Genomic DNA, 20,928 nt, shown 5'->3' on the forward strand with positions numbered 1-20,928 from the left:
CCCTCCCGCTCACAGCGGCCGCGACAGCAGCGCGGGACGCTTGTCGGCGACCTCGACGATCAGCTGGCCGAACAGCGCGTTGGCCCACGCGAACCAGCTGCGCGTGAAATTCTTCGGATCGTCCTTGTGGAAGCTTTCGTGCATGAAGCCGGTGCCGCCGTGCGTCGTCTTCAGCCAGCGCAGGCATTGCAGGATTGTCGCATCGTCGTCGGCGTTCATCGCGCGGGTGATGATCGACATCGGCCAGATCATATCGAGGCCGATGTGCGGCCCGCCGATCCCCTCGGCCGCTGTGCCCTTGAAGAAATAGGGGTTGCGGTCGGACCAGGCGAGTTCGGCGGTGCGGCGGAACAGCGGGTCGTTCCTGTCGACAACGTCGATCAGCGGCAGGCCCGACAGGCTGGGCACATTGGCATCGTCCATAAAGACATAATTGCCGAAACCGTCGATTTCATAGGCCCAGACCTGCCCACCCTTGCCGTCGTCGATCAGCGCATGCGCTTTCAGCGCGGTCTCGACCTCGGCGGCGAGCGTCTCGGCGGCGGCCGCCGCCGCATTGTCGGCGCGCGCTTCGCGGTGGACGGTCGCGATCTTGCGCAGCACCGACACCGCGAACAGGTTCGACGGGATCAGGAAGGGATAAAGGCACGCGTCGTCCGACGGGCGGAACATCGAGTGGATCAGCCCGATCTTTTTCGTCGGCCGGCCATAGCCGCCGAGCATCAGGCTGTCCGACGGCTGGAGCGCGGGACGCTGAAAGCTGTACGGCCCCGGCCCGTCCTTGCGCTGCTGTTCGCGGAAGGTCTGGACCGCGAGCTTCATCGCGCGCGACCATGTCTCGTCGAACGGTGCCTTGTCCTTCGTGCGCGTCCAATATTCGTGGGACAGGCGCATCGCGTAACAGAGCGAGTCGATCTCCCATTTGCGCTCGGCGACGCCGGGCTTCATCTCGGTCTTGTCGGTCTGCGACCATTCGAGCTTCGACGGCGCGGTCGGGTCCTTGTCGAACGCATTGGCATAGGGGTCGATCAGGATGCAGCGCGCCTGCCGCTGGATCAGCCCCTGAAACAGCCGCTTCAGCTTCGGATCCTTGGCGACGAGGTGGATATAGGGCTGCACCTGCGCCGAGCTGTCGCGCAGCCACATCGCCTCGATATCGCCGGTGATGACGAAGGTGTCGGGGCGGCCATCGAGCGTGCCCGTCTGGACCGTCGTGTCGAGCGTGTTCGGGTAGCAATTCTCAAACAGCCAGGCGAGTTCGGGGTCGGCGATCCGCGCCTTCACGCGCGCGATCTCGGCCTCGATCGCGGGGCTGGTGAAGGCGCGCTCGGCGGGGACGGGGCGCTTGCTGGCGAAGCCAGTGGCGGCGCGTGCGGCGGTCGGCACGGCGGCGGCGAGCGCGAGCGCACCGGCTCCGGCCATGATTTCGCGGCGGCCCAGGGTCATGTTCATCTCCGAATTCATTTGGACGGCGCGCTGATCGAGAAGGGCGCGTCGGCGGGGGCGGTGCCCCATTGCTTGTTGGGCTTGGCGCCCATCACGAAATCGACCGTGCCGCCCTGCGACAGCGCGCGGTGGGTGAAATAGGTCTTGGTTAGCGGCTTGCCGCCGAGCGCGACCGACTGAAGATAGACGTTCGCATTGCTGTTGTTCTTCGCGTTGATCGTCAGCGTCTTGCCGTTCGGCATGGTCAGTTCGGCCTTCTGGAACAGCGGGCTGCCGATCGCATATTCGCCCGTCGCCGAGGCGACCGGATAGAAGCCAAGCGCCGAGAAGACATACCAGGCCGAGGTCTGGCCATTATCCTCGTCGCCCGGATAACCATCGGGCGCCGACGAATAGAGCTTTGCCATGATGTCGCGCACATGATGCTGCGTCTTCCACGGCGCACCCGCCCAATTATAGAGATAGGGCATGTGCTGGATCGGCTGGTTGCCATGGGCATATTGGCCCATGTCGACGATCTGCATCTCGCGGATCTCGTGAATCACCTGACCGTAATAGCTTTCGTCGAAGATCGGCGGGGTGGTGAAGATCGCGTCGAGCCGCTCGACGAATTTCTCGCGCCCGCCCATCAGGTTCATCAGCCCCTGAACGTCCTGCATCACCGCCCAGCTGTAATGGAGCGCGTTACCCTCGGTGAAGGCGTCGCCCCATTTATAGGGGTTGAACGGCGTCGACCATGACCCGTCCTGGTTGCGGCCGCGGATCCAGCCGCTCTGATTGTCGTAGAGCTTCTGGTAGTTCAGCGCCCGCTCGCGATATTTCTTCGCATCACCGTCCTTGCCAAGCAGCTTTGCGAGCTGTGCGATCGAGAAGTCGGCGGTCGCATATTCGAGCGTGCGCGCGGCATTTTCATTGATGCCGACGTCATAGGGGACATAACCGAGGCGGTTGTAATATTCGGCGCCTTCGCGCCCGACGGCGGCGATGACCTTGCCCGCCTTGTCCTTCGGCCGGCCCTCGCTCGTCGTCGCATTCTTGATCATCGCCTCATAGAGCGTCTCGACGTCGAAGCCGCGCACGCCGTTGAAATAGGCATCGGCGATCAAATTCGCCGAATTCGACCCGATCATCACATTGCGATAGCCGGGGCTCGCCCATTCGGGGAGCCAGCCGCCCTGCTTATAGGTGTTGACCAGCCCCTGCATGATCTGGCTGTCGAGTTCGGGATACATCAGCGCGAAGAAGGGGAAGACCGCGCGCCACGTGTCCCAGAAGCCATTGTCGGTGAACATGTAACCATCGTGCACCTTGCCGTCATACGGGCTGTAGTGGACGATCTTTCCGTTCGCGTCCTTTTCGTAAAAGACGCGCGGGAATTGCAGCATGCGGTAGAGCGACGAATAGAAGGTGCGGATTTTTTCGGGGTCCGGATCGGTGACGCGGATGCGCGAGAGTTCCTTCTCCCACGCCGCCTTCGCCTTTGCCTGCGTCGTGTCGAAGCTGTCGCTGCCGATTTCGCTGCGCAGGTTCAGCAGCGCCTGTTCGGGGCTGATGAACGACGAGGCGACGCGGACATGGACCTTGTCGCCTTTTTTCGTCTTGAAACTCAGCACCGCGCCGACATGATCGCCCTCGCGCGCCAGCTCGTTCGTCGGCGCGTTGTCGCCGGCCCAAGTGCGCGCGAGCGTGAAGTCGCGGTCGAATTCGGCGACGAAATAATTGTGGAAATTGTCGGGCACGCCGCCGTGATTGTTGCGAACATAGCCGGTGATGCGGCGGTTCTTGACGTCGACCTTGACCATCGATCCGCCCGCGAGCCCGTCGAGCAGGATGTGCGCGTCGTCGCTTTCGGGGAAGGTGAAGCGGAACTGCGCGGCGCGTGTCGTCGGCGCGACTTCGGCGGTCACGTCATAGTCGGCGAGATAGACTTTGTACGAATAGGGCCGCGCGACCTCGGCCTTGTGGCTGAACCAGCTGCCGCGCTCCTGCTGCTTGACCTTCACCGGCCCGGTTTCCGCCATCAACGCGAAGGCGGCATAATCGTTCATCCACGGGCTCGGCTGGTGCGTCTGCTTGATGCCGCTGATCTTCTCGCCGTCATAGGTATAGCCCCAGCCGCTGCCGGGCTCGCCCGTCACCGGGGTCCAGCTGTTCATGCCGAAGGGGACCGCGACCGCGGGATAGGTGTTGCCGTACGACAGGCGATAGCTCGAATCGGTGCCCATCAGCGGATTGACGTAATCGACGAGCGCGATCTGGTTCGCGCTCGATTGCGCGAGCGCAGCGGGTGCGGCGACGCTGGTCAGCACGAGCGCGCTCGCGGCGGCGCCCAGCATCGTCTTGCGGATCGTCTTCACTTCGTCTCTCCCCTGTTTGCCGTTCGTGCCGGCAGCGGGCGCGCTGCGACGCCCTCGTTCGTCATTTTGACCGGCGCGATCGTCCCGTCGGCGTTGAAGATCATGCGGTCGATCGCGAGCTGGCGCCGCTCGCCGGCGTCCTCGTCGAGCGGCCGGCGATGATAGGCGATATACCAGTCGTCGGTGCCCGGCACATTGACCACCGAATGATGCCCCGCGCCGCGCGCGATCTTGAAGTCCTGCTGAAGAATCTTGCCCATCGGCTTGAACGGGCCGGTCGGCGACGGGCCCATCGCATAGGCGACCGAATAGTCGGGACCAGTCCAGCCGCCCTCCGACCACATCAGATAATAGACGCCCTTTCGCTTCACCATGAACGAGCCCTCGACATAGCCGGGGGGCGTGATTTCCTTGTAGGTCGTGCCGTCGGGAAAGGGGATGATCGAGGTCAGGTCGTCGCCCAGGCGGACGACATTGCAATGCTTCCAGCCGCCATAATAGAGATAATGCTGCCCATCATCGTCGCGAAAGACGAACTGGTCGATCGGCTGCGCACCATTGTGGAAGGCATCGATCAGCGGCTTGCCGATCGCATCCTTGAACGGTCCCTCGGGCCGGTCGCTGACCGCGACGCCGATACCGCCGAGCTGGTCGTCGGACTGGATGTCGTTGGCGCCGAAGAAGAGATAATATTTGCCGTCCTTCTCGATCGCCGACGGCGCCCACACGGCATAGGCGGCCCAGGCCACATTCTCGACGTCGAGCGCGTGGTCATGTTTCGTCCAATGGACGAGGTCGGGCGATGAAAAGACGTTGAAGAAGGTCTGGAAATGATAGGACGGCCGGACCGTCTTCTGTTCGCGCAGCTTTTTCTGCTGCTCGTTGAAATGCCCGGACAGGTCGGGCGTCTCGCCATGATCCGAATAGGTCGGATAAATCCAGTAGCGGTCGCCGAAGACGCGGATTTCGGGGTCGGCATACCAGCCGGGAACGATCGGATTTTCGGCCGATGCCGCACCGCCCGTCACCAGCGCCGCGCCGGCGATCAGCGATTTCAACCCGACCCGCATTTTCGCGTCCCCCATTTTACCGGCCCGCTCTCCGAAAGAGGCGGGTGGCTCCTTGCGGAGCCACCCGAGGGGGAGAGCCAAGGCGAAGCCCCATCAGAAGGTGTACGATACGCCAACATAGGCGCGGCGACCGAAATAATTGCTCCGGACGAAGCGCGCGTCGGTGTCGTTGCCGAGGTGCTGGCGCTCTTCCGACTTGGTCAGGTTGATGACCGAGGCGGTGAGGAGCAGCCCGTCCATCAGCTCGTACGAGGCGTTGATGTCGACCTGTTCATAGGGGTCGGTGTAAACGTTGAGGCCCGAGGCCAGCCCGCCGACGACTTCGCCGCGGCGGTTGTACGACGCGCGGACGAGGAACTTGTCGGTTTCATAGAAGACCGACGCATTGACCTGCGTCTTCGCGCTGCCGACGAGCGCCGATTTGCCGACCGTCTCGCCATCGAGCGTGATGTCGGCGACCGAGGTGTCGTTATAGGTGAAGTTCACCTGCGCGCCGAGGCCGAAGTCGAGCGTATGCTGGGCATAGACTTCGACGCCCTGCGACCTGGCGTTCGACCCGTTGGCGACGGTCGAATAGGGCTGGATCAGCACCTGCTCGCCATTCACTTCGCGCGTCACGTCGAGCACGAGCGGAACGACGAAGTCGGACACGTCCTTGCGGAACAGGCCGACGCCGAGCACCGAGCCGCGATCGAAATACCATTCGACGCCAAGGTCGTACTGCCAAGCCGAGAAGGGCTGGAGATCGGCGTTGCCGCCGCTGCCCGACCAGCCTTCGAATTCGCCGAACTGGCCGCGATCGAAGGCATAGGCCGCCGAACGATAGGTCAGCGAACGCTGCGACCCCAGATCGTTGAACGACGGGCGCGCGATCACCTTGGCGACCGCGCCGCGGACGACGACGTCGGGCACGACTTCGTAGACGACGTTCAGGCTGGGGAGCCAGTCGGTGTAGCTCTTCGACTGATCGATGCGCGTGTTGACGATCTCCTCGCGCTCGTCGAGCGGCCGCACCTGGCAATTGCCGTCGGGGCCGAGCGGCACGTCGGGATCAAACGGGCCGCCGGGGCCGTCGACGCAATAGTCGCTGAGATATTGCAGCCGGTCCGACGTCACGCCCGACTGTTTGGTGTGCGCGACGCGCAGGCCGATATTGCCGCGCAGCGGGCCGCTTTCGAAATCGGCCTGCACATAGCCGGCGAACACCTTCTCCTTGAGGTCGTAGGTGTTGTTCGGCTCGGGCACGCGCACCGACGGGCCATAGGTCGAGTTGATATAGTCGAGATAATTTTCGAAATTGATGCCCGGGAACAGGTTCGCGTCGAACCCGCCGGCGATGTTGCCGATCGGATTGTCGTAGAAATATTCGGGCCGCGCGACCGCACCCGCGGGCGTGTCCTGATAACGCAGCTTGGTGGCCGGATCGGCATACCATTCGTTGCGGCCGGTTTCGCGGTGGATGCTCATCTCGCGCCACTTGCCGCCGACGCGGAAGGCGCTCAAAAAGCTGTCGAAGCGGCGGACGAGATCAAGCTGGGCATAACGCTGCGAGATCGCGCTGTTGGTGAAGCCCGATCCGGTCGAGCCGACGTCGATCTGCGCGACGCCGTTCTTGATATTTTCCTGCAGCTCGGGCGAGAATTCCATGTTGAGGTTGCCGCCGGTGAAATCCCACGCGCTCAGGAAATTGCCGTTCTGCTCCTGTCCGGTGATCGTCAGGCGCGGTTTCGCTGCGACGCCGAAGCGCATCGACGGGCCGCCGGTCGCTTTCGTCTTGCCGAACTTCACCACCGCGTCGAAATTATCGGTGTTGTAGGCGACCTCGGTCTCAAACGTGTTCGACACCTGCTTTTCGCGGCTGTACGTCCCCGCGATCTGCGGCGTTTCCATCGTGCAGGGCGTCGCATTCGCCGAACAGCCGGTCCCCGCGGCCGGAACCTGGAAATTGGCCGACTGAAAGATCGTGCCGCTTTCGTCGAAGGTCGGGCCAGTGAAGAAATTGCCATAGCCCCATTCGGGGATCTTCAGCACGTTGCTCTGAAAGTTGCTCTTGTAGTCGAAGCGAAAATAATTGGCGGTGACGGTCAGATTTTCGAACGGCCGCATCTGTGCGGTCGCCTGGATGCCGAGCCGCTTGCGCTGCTGCGAGAAGACTTCGGCATTGACCGACTGCGGCGCCCAATGGCCCGAATAATGCGTGCCATCCTGTGCGGTCACGCCCTCGCCCGGCCAATAGGAAATCGCGTCGTCGTTTTCGAAAGGATTGCCGTTGACGTCGGTCGCGGGGGTAATGATGTCGCCGTTCGCGTCGCGGTCGCTCCACCAGCGCCAGGTTTCGGTCGAGCCGCGCAATTCGCGGTTCGAGCGTTCCTGATAGGTCGCGCCGATCAGGAAGCCGAGCCGCTCTTCGGGGTCTTTCCACGAAATCTGGCCGGCAATCTGCGGGTCGAATTTCTTCGTCGTGTCCGAATAGGTGCCTTCGGCCGAGACGAAGCCCGACCAGGCCGGCAGGTCGAAGGGACGGCGGGTGTTGAGAATCACCGTGCCGCCGACGCCGCCTTCCTCAAGCCGCGCTTCGGCCGATTTATAGACTTCGGTGCTGGCGATGAAATTCGACGGCAGCAGCACATAGTTGAACGAGCGCGACGGATCGCCGCTGTCGGCGCCGGCGATGAAATTGCCGTTGAGCAGGGTCAGCGTCAGGTCCGACTGGAGCCCGCGGATGCTGACGCGGCTGCCCTCGCCGCCGTCGCGGGTGATGATCACACCGGGAACGCGCTGCAGCGCGTCGGCGACATTCTTGTCGGGAAATTTGCCGATGTCCTCGGCGGTGATGACCTCGATCAGCGAGTTCGCCTCGCGCTTCTGCTCGAGGCTCTGTTCGATCGACTGGCGATAGCCGGTGACGACGATCGCGTCGCCCGGCGCCTCGGCCGCGTCGTCAGCCGGCGGCGGCGCTTCGGGCGCCGCCTGCGCGTGCGCCTGCCCCGCACCGCACAAGGCGACCATCGCGCCTGCGCTCAGCATCAGTTCGCGCACCAGCCGCTCGCGCCGCGCCGCCTTCGATATATGGATTTGTCCTGCCTTCATCACATCGACCTCCCTGTTCGAGGGGCTGTTCGCCCCCGCTCGTTATTCGGTGCCTTCGGGTCACCGAGCGGCGGACCCTTCGATCCGTTGAGCCTCTCTCAGAATATAAAAAACAATTTGTCAAAATAAATTTTTCGAACCGGGGGCGCGACGCGATGAATCGTTGCCAACCCGGCAGAAATCCTCAGTTTTACGTTGTTTATTGCGCCCCGGTGAGCCGTCGCGCGACTCAGCGCCCGCCACCCCAAGCCGGGATGGCGGGTGCCGTCACGCTTTCACCCGATGCCCGTCAGTCGGGCGCCGGAGTCGTCCACAGCGGCGCGGCGATCTTTGCCAGCGCCTCCGCCGGCGCTTTCGGCACCGCGCGGTCATAGGTCAAAAGCCCGTTGATCTCGTCCTCGACATCGGTGGTCTGGGTATAGACCGAGGCGCTGAGCCCATTCTCCTTTGCCTGGCGGATCACGCCTTCCATCTTGCGGCGGAAACGGACGAGATATTCCTTCTCGTCCTGCGCGACCTGATAGCTCCAATTGCCCTTGCCCGGTTTCCAGATATGGCCCGGCACGGGAAAGCCGACGCCGCCATATTCGCCGAGCACGATCGCGCGATTCGTCTGAAGCGGCGGCGTCCTCGGCACGTCTTCATAGGTGTGGATGTCGAGCATCTCCGACGCCCCCGGCGCGACGTCGAGCCAGCCCGAATTGGCGTTCACCAGTCGCGAGGGATCAAGCCCCTTCACGAAGCGCGCGAGCGTCGCCGAATCATATTGACCCCACCCTTCGTTGTTGACGACCCAGGTGACGATCGAAGGAAAGGCCCGCAGTTCGCCGACCATTTCGGACAATTGCTTCTGCTGCTCGGCGAGCGTTTCCGAAGGGAAAATCGCCTGATACTGGCTGGTGCCGGCGAGATATTGATCCTCGCCGCCGCCCGAGGGCATGTCCTGCCAGATCAGCATCCCGAGCCGGTCGGCGTCGTGATAATAGCGCGCGGGTTCGACCTTGATATGCTTCCTGAGCATGTTGAACCCCGCCTTCTTCAGGAAGACGATGTCGCTCTTCATCGCCTCTTCGGACGGCGGTGTGTAGAGCCCGTCGGGCCACCAGCCCTGATCGAGCGTGCCGTGCTGGAAGAGCGGCTTGTTGTTGAGCAGGATCGCGGGTTGCCCCGCAACGCGGCCGGGGCCGATCGACACTTTGCGCATCGCGAAATAGGCGGCGACGCTGTCGCGCGGCGCCCCCTGAACCTGCGCCTTCGCATAGACGCGGCTTTCGTGGTCGGTGAAGCGCGAGTCATAAGCCTTGCGGTCGCGCTCGGCCTCGCCCGCATAGGGATCGGCGATCGTCACCAGTTCGGCCTTGAGGTCATAGAGATGGGGATCGTCGGGCGACCAGAGATGCGCGTCCGGGATCGCGAGCGTCGCCTGCCGGTTGGCGCGAATGATCGTCGAGGCGATCGGCTTGCCGCCCGCGCTCGCGGTCAAGCGCACCGCGTCGGTGTCGTTGGCCCAGCCCGAGAGCGCCACCGCGACATCGACGGTGCCGCGATCGATATCGGGGGTCGCGCGCACCTCGGCGATATGGAGCTTCGGCACCGGCTCGATCCACACCGTCTGCCAGATGCCGCTGACCGCGGTGTACCAGATGCCCGCGGGATCGAGAATCTGCTTGCCGCGCGGCTGCGTCCCCGCGCTCGTCGGGTCGGTGACCTCGACGACCAGCTCGTTCTCGCCGGCCTTGAGATAGGGGGTGATGTCGAAACCGAAGGCGTCGAAGCCGCCCTTGTGCGATCCGACGACCGATCCGTTGACGCGCACCGTCGCCTCATAATCGACCGCGCCGAAGTTGAGCATGACATTCTCGCCGCGCCAGTCGGCGGGGACGGTGAAGCTGCGGCGATACCAGATTCGGTCGTCGGGCGTCACCTTGCGCGCGACGCGCGACAGCTTGGACTCGACCGGAAAGGGCACGAGGATCTGACCGTCCATCGTCGCCGGACGCTCGGCGGCCTTGGGCGCGATCGCATAGTCCCACAGACCGTTGAGATTGACCCAGCGTTCGCGCACCATCTGCGGACGCGGATAGAGCCGCCACGCGTTTTCAGGGGTGACCTCCCTGCCCCAGCGCGTCGTCAGCTCGCCGGTGTAGACGGCATCGTCGGCGGGCGGTGCGGCGGTCTGCGCCTGCGCCGCAAGCGGCGCGAGGGCAAGAAGGGATGCGGTGATCAGAAGGCTGCGCATGGTATCTCCTGTTGAAGAGGGGAGCCCGGGACCCAAGGGGGAAGGCGGATCCCGGGCTCGCGCCCCCGCGGAGGACACGGGGGCGAGGGGCTCGTCAGGTCAGCGTTTTCGCGACATCGAAGGCGGTGCGGCGCCGGGCGCGGCGCCCCACGCCTTGTTCGGTTTGGGGCCCATGGTGAAGACGAAGGTCGCGCCATCCTTGACGTCGTCATGGCTGAACCACGGCTTGTTCCACGGTTTGCCGTCGAGCGTCGCCGACTGGATATAGACGTTCGTATCCGAATTGCCCTTCGCGACGATGCGCAGCGTCTTGCCGTTACCCATGTCGAGGCTGGCGTCGTCGAACAGCGGGCTGCCGATGATATAATCCTGGCTCGACGGATCGACAGGATAAAAGCCGAGCGCCGAAAGCGCGTACCAGGACGAGGTCGCGCCCTGATCGTCCATGCCGGGATAGCCATAGCCCGCGGCGTCGCTGGCATAGGTTTTCTCGAGGATCTGGCGTACCAGCGCCTGCGTCTTCCACGGCTGGCCGCTCCAGTTGTAATAATAGGGCGCCTGCTGGTCGGGCTGGTTGCCGTGGACATATTGGCCGATCACGCCGGTGCAGTCGCGGCAGATGCCCGTGGGATTATAGGGCTTGGTGAAAAACTCGTCGAGCTTGGCATTGAAGGCATCGCGCCCGCCAAGGAGGCCGATCAGTCCCTCTACGTCGTGCGGGACGAGCCACAGCGTCGACCAGCCCGACGCTTCCTTCATCATGAAATTATAATAGGGTTCCTGCGGGTCGAACGGCGCGATCCATTTGCCGTCGGCGGTGCGCCCGCGCATGAAGCCGATCGATTTGTCGAAGACGTTGGCGTAATTGCCCGCGCGCTTCAGGAACATCCGGTAGTCGGCGTCCTTGCCGAGCTTCTTCGCGTAGAGCGCGAGCGCATAATCGTCCCACGCATATTCGAGCGTCTTGTCGGCGCCCGCCTTGCCGCCGGCATAGGGCGGGCTGGGATTATGGTCGGGCACGATGTCCGAAATCCACCCCTGCTCCATATATTCGGCGAGATAGCCGCGCGGCCCCTTCGGATCGGTCGCATTCTTGCGCAGATATTCATAGGCGGCTTCGTAGTCGAATTCGATGCCGCGTTCCCACGCGCCGAGGAAGAGGAACACCGCATTGTCGCCGTGGAACGACGTGTTCATATAGCCCTTCTCGCGCGCCATCGCGAGTTCGGACGCCATGATGTTCTGGACCGCCGCGGGCTCCATCAGTTCGAGCAGGACGATCTGGTTGCGCCCCGTGTCCCAGAAGGGAACCGGGCCGTAACGGTCGTGCGTCGCGGTCTGGACCTTGCCATTGGTGTCGGCGAACCTCTCGCCCTTCTGCGCGATCAGCCGCGGCGAGGCGAAGGATTGGAACAGCGTCGAGTAGAAGAGCTTGCGCTGCTTGTCGGTGCCGCCCGTCACGCGCACGCGGTTCAACAGCTGCGCCCATGTATCGCGCGCCGCCTTGTGAACGCCGTCGAAGTCCCAGCCGGGCACTTCGGCGGCGAGCCGCTGCGTGGCCTGCTCAAAGCTGGTGCCGTGCGCCATCTTCACCAGCACCTGTTCGCCGGCTTTCGTTTTGAAGGTCACATAGCTGCCGGCGTAGCTGCCCGTCATCTCGCGCCCGCCGGGTTTCACGTCGCTGGTGCCGATGCCCCAGCCTTCATTGTCGCCGGGCGCCTTGCGGAAGGTGCCGAGCGCGGCAAAGGGCTTCGAAAATTCGGCGACGAAATAGCCGCCGTCGGCACTGTCCTTGTCGTTCGATATGCCGCGTATGATGCGGTCGCCGACGACCTCGACCGAGCCGCCGTGGCGCGGCAGGTTGACGATGATGTTCGATCGCTGGCTTTCGGGGAAGGTGAAGCGCATCACGCTCGCCCAGCGCGTCGCGGTCAGTTCGGCCTGCGTGCGGAAGCTGTCGAGATAGACCGAATAATAGCCAGGAGACGCCTTTTCGCGCGACTTGTCATAGTATGACTGGCTGTAGGCGGGCGGCGGCGACCAGTCGCCGACCACGGGCATGATGAAAGGCTCGGCGCCGCCGCCATAGGTCGAGCCGCCACCGCCGGTGAAACCGATCATCGTCGGGTTGGTGTAATAATAGGGAACGGGAACGCCGTTCGGATAGAGCAGCTCGATATTGTTGTTGACCGGCGCCGCCTCGACCGACCCGTGCGGCAGCCGAGCGCCCGGCGAGGTCTGTCCCGAATAGACGGGTTCGCCCGGCGGCGGCGCGTTGCCGATCACCGCGGGATCGTCGAGCGGCGCGGTGCCGACGAGCGGGTTGGCGAGATCGACCGGCGATTGGGCGGCAGCCGCCGAAAGGGCCAGCATCGCCGCCGAGCACGCCATCGCGGCGGCCGCCCTTCGCGCGCGCGATTGCACCCGGTTCGAACCCATTCCCTTTTCCATTGCGACCCTCTTCCCTGTAGTCTTGTCGTTGGTTACGCGTCTGTGCGGCGCGGCTGGCTGCGCGCCGCCGCGGTCATTGCAGGCGCCCCTCCCCCGGATAGGCCAGCAGCAGGTCGGCACCGGCATCGGCGGCGATCGTCACCGAACCCGTGAGCGCAAGACATTCGCCCGCTTCGAAGGCGACGCCGTCGGCGAGCCCGTTGCCCGCCACCGGGATCAGCCACGCCGTAACGCCGTCAGGAAGCGCGATTGTCCGCGCGCCGCCCGCGAGCCGTTCGAGCACGAACTTCGGACCGTCGACGAGTATCTCGCGGTCGTCGGCGACCCGGCCCGGCGACGGATAGGCGGTGTAGGGCCGTGGGTCGGCGACCGCGATGCCGTCGTCCAGATGCAATTCGCGCGGGCGGCCATAATCGTAGAGGCGGTATGTCGTCTCGCTGTTCTGCTGCACCTCGATCAGCGTCAGTCCGGCGCCGATCGCATGAACGGTGCCCGAAGGGACGTAGAAGAAATCGCCGGCCTTGACGGGCTTCCAATCGAGCAATTGCTCGATGCTGCCGTCGAGCGCGGAGTCGCGCAGCTTCGCCTTTTCGACCGGCGCCTTCGTCCCGAGCGCGATCGTCGAACCGGGCTCGGCACCGAGGATCAGCCAGCATTCGTCCTTGCCGCGCGGCAATCCGCGGTCATGCGCCTGCGCGTCGTCGGGGTGGACCTGTACGGACAGCTTTTCGCTGGTGAACAGATATTTGACCAGCAGATCGGGCGCCGCGTCGCCGGGCGTCTGGAACCATATTTCGCCAACCGGTTCGCCGCCCGCCGGGGCATCGCCAAACGGGGCCCGCAATTCACGCCGCCCCCAGGGCTTTTCCACCCGGTGAGTCGCAAGCAAGATCGCTGGCACCAAACCCCTCCTTCGTAGCTCCCGCCCGTCCTTCCGGGTCGGTTTGCCGGACATCCGGGAACGCATCCCGGCGGCCGATTTTTTACAGCCTGCCCCGTCCACGCCGTCGGCGTCAAGATAATAATGAAAATTAATTTATTTGATCAATTCGGCATTTATGGCATGTCCGGCGATCGACGAGGACGAGCGCCAAGCTCGATCCCGCGGGAGAGAGACGATGACCGGCAAGCCCGACGGCCCAGCATTTTCCAGAGAAAATCCTTCAGTCAGCCCGCGTCGCGGCGTCCTTGCCGCCGCCATCGGAACGGCGGCGCTCGCCGGCCTGTTGTTCGGGTTCGATACCGCGGTCATCGCGGGCGTGACCGGCGACCTGACCGCTCTGTTCGCCCTCACCCCCGAAACGCTGGGCATCACCGTTTCCGCCGCGCTGTGGGGGACGCTGGTCGGCGCCTTGTTCGCCGGCAAGCCCGGCGACGCTTTCGGCAGCCGCGACAGCCTGCGCGTGCTCGCCATCCTCTATTTCGTCGCGGGACTCGGCTGCGCGCTCGCGCCGGGCTGGACCTCGTTCCTCGCCTTTCGCTTCATATGCGGGCTCGCGATCGGGGGCTCGTCGGTCCTCGCCCCCGTCTATATCGCCGAGATCGCCCCGCCGCGGCACCGCGGCTTCCTCGTCGGCCTGTTCCAGCTGATGATCGTCACCGGCATCCTCGTCGCCTATCTCAGCAACGCGACGATCGCGGGTCTGGTCGGTGGAGAGACGGCGTGGCGCTGGAAGCTCGGGGTGACCGCCGCCCCCGCCCTGCTTTTCTTCATCCTGCTCTTCGCGATCCCCAACAGCCCGCGCTGGCTGCTCGCCAAGGGACGCCGCGACGAAGCAGGCATGGCGATGGCCCGCATCGGCGCGCCGACCGCCGAACTCGACCGGATCGAAGAGGCGCTCGAACGCGATCCGCCGGGCGAGAAGCTGTCGTGGCACCGGCACCGGCGGCCGATGATGCTCGCCATCCTGATCGCGATGTTCAACCAGCTGGCGGGCATCAACGCCGTTCTCTATTATCTGAACGACATTTTCGCGCGCGCGGGGTCGCTGTCGCCCGACCGGCAAGCCGTGATGATCGGCGTCGCCAACCTGGTCTTCACGCTCGCCGGCATGGCGCTGATCGACCGCCTCGGGCGCAAGACGCTGCTGCTCGCCGGCGCGGCGGGCATGACGCTGTGCCTCGCCGCCGCGGCCGGGGTGCTGTTCGGCGCGCTCGGCACCGGCCTGATGCTGCCCGCGCTGATCGGGTTCATCGCCTTTTTCGCGACCAGCCAGGGCGCGGTCATATGGGTCTATATTTCGGAAATCTTCCCGACGCCGGTCCGTGCCCGCGGCAGCGCGCTGGGCGCCAGCACGCACTGGTTGATGAACGCGCTGATCGCCGGGATATTTCCGGTGCTCGTCGCCTGGTCACCCGGCGCGCCCTTCGCGATCTTCGCCGCCGCGATGGTTGTGCAGTTCGTCGTCGTCGCGGCGGTCTTTCCCGAAACGAAGGGCGTCGATCTCGACGAAATGGCGCAGCGGATCGAGTAAGCTCGGCGGGTCAGCGGCCCGCCTGCATCAGGATCGATTCCGACGGCAGGATATGGTCGAGGAAGGGGATGATCGCGGCGCCGATCGCCGAAGCATCGTCGGACGCCCCGGCGCGTCGCACAGGTGCCACCACCGGAAGCTGGAGCCCCGTCATCCGGGCGTTGAGCCGTTCGACCAGGCCGTCGACCAACTTACCCGGCAGCCGCCCGCCGATCAGGATTGCGGCGGGATTGATCAGGCAGTTGACCGCGATCAACGGCTGGACGAGCGCATCGGCGGCATCGTCGAGCCATTGCAGGATCACCGCTTCGCGATCGGGCGAACTGCCGAGCAGGGTATCGGGGGCATCGACGTGATGCCCCGCAGCCTCGAGCCGTGCGTAAAGCGCCGACAGCGAAACCGTGTCCTGCACATTCGCCCCCTTCCCGCGTTCGGGGTCGGGCATCGCCCAGATCTCACCCGAACGCGAATCGGCGCCGCGGACATAGCTGCGATCGATGACGAGTCCTCCGCCCAGCCCCGCACTGATCAGCAGGTAGAAGAAGCTGGGCAGCGCGATACCGTTGCCGAGATGCACTTCGCCGAGCGCCGCCGACGCCGCGTCATTGTCGGCATGCAGCGGCCAGGGAAGCACCTCGCCGAGCAGGGCGCCGAGGTCGATCCCGTCCCACGCATCATATTCCGTCGGCCGATGCGGCAGCGCGATGCGGCCAAGATCGTCGGGAAGCGCGATCCCGACGCCGAGGATGCGCGCCCGGTCGACCCCGCCCTCATCGAGCAGTCCGGGCAGGATGTCGCGTACATGGTCAACGACCGTTTCGGGAAGCGCGAAAGCGATCTCGCGCGTGTGACGGCTGCGGATTTTCCCCGCGAGGTCGAGCGTCACCAGCGTGATGTGGTCGCGGTCGATGTTGAGGCCGATCGCAAAGGCGCCGTCGGGGTCGATGACGATCCGCATCGCGGGTTGGCCGCGCTTTCCCTGCAGACGACCGGCCGGCTTGACGAGGCCGAGATCGATCAGCCGCTTCGTGATGTTGACGATCGTCGGCGGTGTCAGGCCGGTGACTCGCGCGAGGTCGCTCCGCGTCGTCTCTTCGGTGAGACGGATCGCCTGAAGGACGATCCGCTGATTATAGTCGCCCGCGCGCTCGAGATTCGTTCCCGACAGGCTGAGCGTCAGCCGCGCGTCGCGTGCCTCGGGGCCGCTCGTGGCCGATTGGCGGCGGTCGCGACCCGGAAAGTTGAGGCTCATTGCAGGTCTGTCCTCCAAGCTTGTTCGAATGCCCGGCGCCCCCCGCCAAACAGACTCGTGCCATAAAGCGTAGCCGCTTTAATAATTCGATTTTAGATAAAGCGGAGCGCCGGCCTTCTGTCAATCGAACGCCGCCGGCCTTATCGCTTCGACGCGATATAAGCGGCGACCTGTTCCTCGAGGATGTTCAGCGGCAGCGCGCCCTCGCTCAGCACCGCTTCGTGGAATTCGCGAATATCGAAGCGCGGTCCGAGTTCGCGTTCGGCGCGCTCGCGCAGCTCGGCGATCTTCAATTGCCCGACCATGTAGCTCGTCGCCTGTCCGGGCCAGTTGAAATAGCGGTCGACCTCGCGCGCGATGTCGGTGTCGGCGACCGAGCTGTTCGTGCGGAAATAGGCGATCGCCTGCTCGCGCGTCCACCGCTTCGAGTGGATGCCGGTGTCGAGCACCAGCCGGATCGCCCGCCAGACCTGCAGCGACAACATGCCGAACCGGTCATATGGAGTCTTGTACACGCCCATCTCGTTCGCGAGCCGTTCCGAATAGAGCCCCCATCCTTCGATATAGGCGCCGTATCCGCCGAATTTGCGGAACTTCGGGATGCCGGCCAGCTCCTGTTGCCGCGCGATCTGAAAATGATGCCCCGGCGCCCCCTCGTGCGCGGCGATCGCCGCGACCTGGACCTTTTGCGTCTGGTTCATGTCGACGAGATTGACGTAGTAGATGCCGGGCCGCGATCCGTCCGCCGACGGCGGGTTATAGAAGGCGGTCGAAGCGGTCGCCTCGCGCCACTTTTCGACCGCGCGCACCTCGAGCGCCGCCTTGGGCAGCACGCTGAAATAGCGCGGCGCCGCCGCCATCGCCGCGGCGATCACCGCGCGCGCATCGGCAAGATAGGCTTCGCGCCCGCCTTGCGTGTTCGGATATTTGAGCTTGGGGTCGGTCCGGATATGATCGAAGAATTGCTCGAGCGTGCCTGCAAAACCGACCTCGCGCTTGATCGCCTCCATTTCCTCCCGGATCGCCGCGACCTGCTTCAGCCCGAGCTCGTGGATCTGGTCGGCGGTGAGGTCGGTCGTCGTCGAAGTCTTCAGCCGGTCGGCATAATAGGCCTCGCCGCCGGGCAGGCTCCACACGCCGAAATTGCCCTTTGACCGGGGTTCGATCTCGTCGATCGCGGCGATGAGGACGTCATAGCCGTGCTTGAACGGACCCGTCAGCGCCGCAGCTGCATCGGTGATCAGCTTTGCCTTGACCGCGTCGGACGCGTCGAGCGCGCCGACCTTTTTCCCGAAGTCTGCGAGCAATGTCGAATCCGCTCCAGCGTCGAACGGCGCGCCGACGAGGATCTTCTTCGCATCGGCACGCGCGGGCGCGAAGTTGACCTTGTTGGGCACGGCGCCCGCCGCCGCCTGTTCGCGCATCGTGGCGGCGACCTCGCGCATCACGCGGTCGGTGTCGCGCAGACGCCCGATATAAGCCTCGGCATCGGCGACGCTGTCGACCTTGTGATTGTTGATCAGCAACACCGGAATATCGCCCGCCGGGCTGCCGCTGGTCGTGACCGGGAAGCGCAGCTTGCGGAAGCGGAAGGATTCGCGGCGCCGCTCGACGTCATATTCGAACAGTCGGTAGCTGACGCGCGCGCTCGGCCCCAATTGTTCGGGGCGGAAGCGCGCGCGCATTTCCTTCAGCTGTCGTTCGAGCAGTTCCTGTTCGCGCACCGCGGCGGCGTCGGTATAATCGTCGAGCCGGTCGTAATCGCTCTTGAGCCCGAGCTGCGTCTGGCTTTCGGGCTGAAGCGCGATCCGCGCGTCGAAAGCGTCGTCGAGAAAGCGGAGCAGCGCCTCGTCCTGCGTCGTCGCCGGCGCCGCCTCGGCCATCGCCGGGGCGGGCATGACCGCAAGCGGCCATATGGGGGCCAACATCAGGGCAAGGGCGAAACGCATAAAATCCTCCTGTCGAATGCGTCGCTTGTACCCACCGCTTGCTTCGGCGCAATCAATACCGGCCGGCACCGGACCGACGGCAGCGGATTTCCCATCGACGATTGCAGGTGTGAGACGGCGCGGCTAGCCACTCGCGGATGATCAAGCTCCGTTCCCGCCGCCTTCTGGCCGCGCTCGCCACTCTTGCCTCCCTAGGCTTCGCGACATCGCCGATGGCGGCGGCATCCGAAGCGACGCTCTATGCGGGTGCGACCGTCATCGACGGCACCGGCGGCGCGGCCCGCCCCGATCAGGACATATTGGTCGACGGCGAGCGCATCGTGGCAGTCGCGGCGCATGGGTCGCTGGCGGTGCAGGCCGGGACGGCCCGGCGGGTCGACCTCGCCGGGCGCTTCGTCATTCCGGGGCTGATCGACAGTCACGTCCACCTCGCGACGCCGCCGAACCGGACCCGCGCCGAAGCGATCCTGCGCCGCCAGCTTTATGGCGGAGTCACCGCCGTGCGCGACATGGCCGACGACTTGCGCGCGGTGGGCGATCTGGCGCGCGCTTCGCTGGTCGGCGAGATCGCCGCCCCCGACATTTATTACGCCGCGCTGATGGCGGGGCCGCCCTTTTTCGCCGACCCGCGCGTCCTGTCGGTCAGCCGCGGCTTTGCGCCGGGAACGGCGCCGTGGATGCAGGCGGTCGATGCCGATACCGACTTGCGCACCGCGGTGACCCTCGCGCGCGGCACGTCCGCCACCGCGATCAAAATCTATGCCGACCTTCCCGCCGAGCGCGTCGCGGCGATCATCGCCGAGGCGCACCGCCAGAAAATGACGGTCTGGGCACATAGCGCCGTCTTCCCTGCCCGCCCCGCCGAGGTGATCGCCGCGGGCGCCGATGTCGTCAGCCATGTCTGCTATCTGGGCTATGAGGCGCAGCCGCAGATGCTCGCGGCCTATGAGGATCGCACGCCGGTCGACGAAACGCGCCTCGCGCCGACAGGCGACGATCCTGTCGTCGCCGACCTCTACCGGGCGATGGCGCGGCAGGGCACGATCCTCGACGCGACCGGCAGCCTGTTCGTCAAGTTCGAAGCCGCGCGCAAGGCGGACCCGAAAGCGAAGCCGCTGCGTTGCAGCGGCGCGCGAACGATACGGCTGACCCGGCAAGCGTGGCGCGCCGGCATTCCGATCGCGACCGGCACCGACTTCGTCGATCCCGCAAGCAACCCCTGGCCCGAAGTCCATGCCGAGCTGCGCTATCTGGCGCATGATGTCGGCATGCCGCCGCTCGCCGTCATCCATTCGGCGACGCTGGTGGGCGCACGCGCGGCGGGGCAGGACAAGGATATGGGGTCGATCGAACCCGGCAAGCTCGCGAACTTCGTCGTGCTGGCCGCCGACCCGCTGACCGATATCGACAATATCGAACGAATCGAGATGACGGTGAAGCGCGGGCGCGAATATCGGCGCGCCGACTATGCCGCGCCGACGCCGAAGGAATTGGCCGAAGCGGATTGATGGGCCCCCGGACAGCGGGATTCGAACCCCCGGCGTGCAACCGTCAACCGGCCGCAGCGGCAATCCACACGGCGACGATCCTTACAAAAGCGAGCCCGAGGGGCTTGCCGCCGCCCCTCGCAGCTCGGCCTCCTGAACCGATCATCACATTTTAAAATAAAATGAAATTATTTAAGTTGTCATATGACTGATAATGAGTACAGTGGGCGGGCATGGCGCTGAACGCGTCAGCAACGGGAGGATGGGCGCGTGAAGCAGGGCGGCAGCGAAGCTGTGCACGATGATCGACTGGCGCTGCGCAAGCGGCGGCCGTCACTGGTCGATGCCGCTTGCGAACATATCCGCACCAGCATTTTATCGGGCGTGCACGGGCCCGGCGCCCAGCTCCCCACCGAGGCGGAATTCGTCGATGTGCTGGGCGTCAGCCGGACGGTGATTCGCGAAGCGATCGCCCGTCTCGCCGCGGCGGGACTGGTCGAGGCCCGGCAAGGAAAGGGGCTCTTCGTCAGCGAGACGGCGCGTTATCAGGCTTTCCAGATCACACGCGACGAGGTCGAGAATCTGAGCGACGTGATCCAGTTGCTGGAACTCAGGCTCTGCGTCGAAACCGAAATGGCAGCGCTGGCCGCCGAAAGGCGCAGCGAGGTTGACGTGATGAACATGCGTCAGCAGATCAAGATCCTTGGCGAGGCGGCGGTCGGACTCGAGGATTCGGTGAAGGCCGATGTCGAATTCCACAACGTCATCGCACGGGCGAGCAAGAACAGCTATTACGCCAAGCTGATCGATTTCCTGGGCGTCCGCCTCGTCCCGCCTCGCTCGCTCTATCTGCGGCAAGGCCAGGCCTATATCGGCGACAGCTACAAAGCGGTGATCAGCGCGGAGCACGAGGCGATTCTCGACGCCATCATCCGCCGCGACCCTGACGCCGCGCGGGTGGCAGCGCGAACGCACATGAGCGGCAGCCTCAAGCGGCACCGCGAATTGCACGACTTCATGTCGTCGAACAGCCCGACGGGCTGAACCACACCAAAGCACAGACCTGAAGGAGAACTCAGGCACCGAATGACGTCCGGCAGAATAATAAGATCA

Annotated in this window: 12 protein-coding genes; 3 read left to right on the top strand and 9 right to left on the bottom strand. The window is 64.8% G+C overall.

Annotated features, from left to right (window positions below; all coding sequences use genetic code 11):
- Positions 1–9 precede the first annotated feature (9 nt).
- From VSX79_RS12990 to VSX79_RS13020, 7 genes are all read right to left on the bottom strand, one after another.
- On the bottom strand, positions 10–1,446 hold the full coding sequence (locus tag VSX79_RS12990; protein WP_179497231.1) for a glycoside hydrolase family 125 protein: 1,437 nt from the start codon (positions 1,444–1,446) through the stop codon (positions 10–12).
- Positions 1,447–1,460: 14 nt separating this feature from the next.
- Complete coding sequence (locus tag VSX79_RS12995) at positions 1,461–3,782, bottom strand: GH92 family glycosyl hydrolase (protein ID WP_326915255.1); 2,322 nt, start codon at positions 3,780–3,782, stop codon at positions 1,461–1,463.
- A 17-nt stretch (positions 3,783–3,799) separates the two neighbouring features.
- Entirely contained in the window at positions 3,800–4,873 is a 1,074-nt protein-coding gene (locus VSX79_RS13000) for a glycoside hydrolase family 43 protein (RefSeq protein ID WP_326913560.1), read from the bottom strand.
- A 93-nt stretch (positions 4,874–4,966) separates the two neighbouring features.
- Entirely contained in the window at positions 4,967–7,963 is a 2,997-nt protein-coding gene (locus VSX79_RS13005) for a TonB-dependent receptor (protein WP_257018200.1), read from the bottom strand.
- A 289-nt stretch (positions 7,964–8,252) separates the two neighbouring features.
- Positions 8,253–10,202: a glycoside hydrolase family 2 protein gene (locus VSX79_RS13010; RefSeq protein WP_179494802.1), complete on the bottom strand. Its 1,950-nt coding sequence runs from the start codon at positions 10,200–10,202 to the stop codon at positions 8,253–8,255.
- Positions 10,203–10,301: 99 nt separating this feature from the next.
- Complete coding sequence (locus VSX79_RS13015) at positions 10,302–12,653, bottom strand: GH92 family glycosyl hydrolase (protein ID WP_326913561.1); 2,352 nt, start codon at positions 12,651–12,653, stop codon at positions 10,302–10,304.
- 73 nt (positions 12,654–12,726) lie between these two features.
- Positions 12,727–13,554: a class I mannose-6-phosphate isomerase gene (locus VSX79_RS13020; protein ID WP_326913562.1), complete on the bottom strand. Its 828-nt coding sequence runs from the start codon at positions 13,552–13,554 to the stop codon at positions 12,727–12,729.
- 217 nt (positions 13,555–13,771) lie between these two features.
- Here VSX79_RS13020 and VSX79_RS13025 point away from each other — a divergent pair, with 217 nt between their 5' ends.
- Entirely contained in the window at positions 13,772–15,127 is a 1,356-nt protein-coding gene (locus VSX79_RS13025) for a sugar porter family MFS transporter (protein WP_179494798.1), read from the top strand.
- A gap of 10 nt (positions 15,128–15,137) precedes the next feature.
- Here the strand turns inward: VSX79_RS13025 and VSX79_RS13030 are convergent, their stop codons facing one another.
- Entirely contained in the window at positions 15,138–16,379 is a 1,242-nt protein-coding gene (locus tag VSX79_RS13030; RefSeq protein ID WP_326913563.1) for an ROK family transcriptional regulator, read from the bottom strand.
- 140 nt (positions 16,380–16,519) lie between these two features.
- The gene (locus tag VSX79_RS13035; protein ID WP_326913564.1) at positions 16,520–18,328 is read right to left on the bottom strand and encodes a DUF885 domain-containing protein; all 1,809 of its coding nucleotides are present in this window, start codon (positions 18,326–18,328) and stop codon (positions 16,520–16,522) included.
- Positions 18,329–18,465: 137 nt separating this feature from the next.
- Here VSX79_RS13035 and VSX79_RS13040 point away from each other — a divergent pair, with 137 nt between their 5' ends.
- Both VSX79_RS13040 and VSX79_RS13045 read left to right on the top strand, forming a co-directional pair.
- Positions 18,466–19,836, top strand: a complete 1,371-nt coding sequence (locus VSX79_RS13040) for an amidohydrolase family protein (protein ID WP_326913565.1) — start codon at positions 18,466–18,468, stop codon at positions 19,834–19,836.
- Between the two features lie 249 nt (positions 19,837–20,085).
- A complete protein-coding gene (locus VSX79_RS13045; protein ID WP_326913566.1) occupies positions 20,086–20,859 on the top strand; it encodes a FadR/GntR family transcriptional regulator in 774 nt (257 codons plus the stop codon).
- Positions 20,860–20,928 lie beyond the last annotated feature (69 nt).

The sequence above is a fragment of the Sphingopyxis chilensis genome (genome assembly GCF_035930445.1).
Taxonomy (GTDB): domain Bacteria; phylum Pseudomonadota; class Alphaproteobacteria; order Sphingomonadales; family Sphingomonadaceae; genus Sphingopyxis; species Sphingopyxis chilensis.

What these genes read in the sequence shown, in the direction of transcription:
- VSX79_RS12990 (WP_179497231.1), bottom strand. Translation starts at nt 1,446, where the DNA reads ATGACCCTGGGCCGCCGCGAAATCATGGCCGGAGCCGGTGCGCTCGCG.
- VSX79_RS12995 (WP_326915255.1), bottom strand. Translation starts at nt 3,782, where the DNA reads ATGCTGGGCGCCGCCGCGAGCGCGCTCGTGCTGACCAGCGTCGCCGCA.
- VSX79_RS13000 (WP_326913560.1), bottom strand. Translation starts at nt 4,873, where the DNA reads ATGCGGGTCGGGTTGAAATCGCTGATCGCCGGCGCGGCGCTGGTGACG.
- VSX79_RS13005 (WP_257018200.1), bottom strand. Translation starts at nt 7,963, where the DNA reads ATGAAGGCAGGACAAATCCATATATCGAAGGCGGCGCGGCGCGAGCGG.
- VSX79_RS13010 (WP_179494802.1), bottom strand. Translation starts at nt 10,202, where the DNA reads ATGCGCAGCCTTCTGATCACCGCATCCCTTCTTGCCCTCGCGCCGCTT.
- VSX79_RS13015 (WP_326913561.1), bottom strand. Translation starts at nt 12,653, where the DNA reads ATGGAAAAGGGAATGGGTTCGAACCGGGTGCAATCGCGCGCGCGAAGG.
- VSX79_RS13025 (WP_179494798.1), top strand. Translation starts at nt 13,772, where the DNA reads ATGACCGGCAAGCCCGACGGCCCAGCATTTTCCAGAGAAAATCCTTCA.
- VSX79_RS13030 (WP_326913563.1), bottom strand. Translation starts at nt 16,379, where the DNA reads ATGAGCCTCAACTTTCCGGGTCGCGACCGCCGCCAATCGGCCACGAGC.
- VSX79_RS13035 (WP_326913564.1), bottom strand. Translation starts at nt 18,328, where the DNA reads ATGCGTTTCGCCCTTGCCCTGATGTTGGCCCCCATATGGCCGCTTGCG.
- VSX79_RS13040 (WP_326913565.1), top strand. Translation starts at nt 18,466, where the DNA reads ATGATCAAGCTCCGTTCCCGCCGCCTTCTGGCCGCGCTCGCCACTCTT.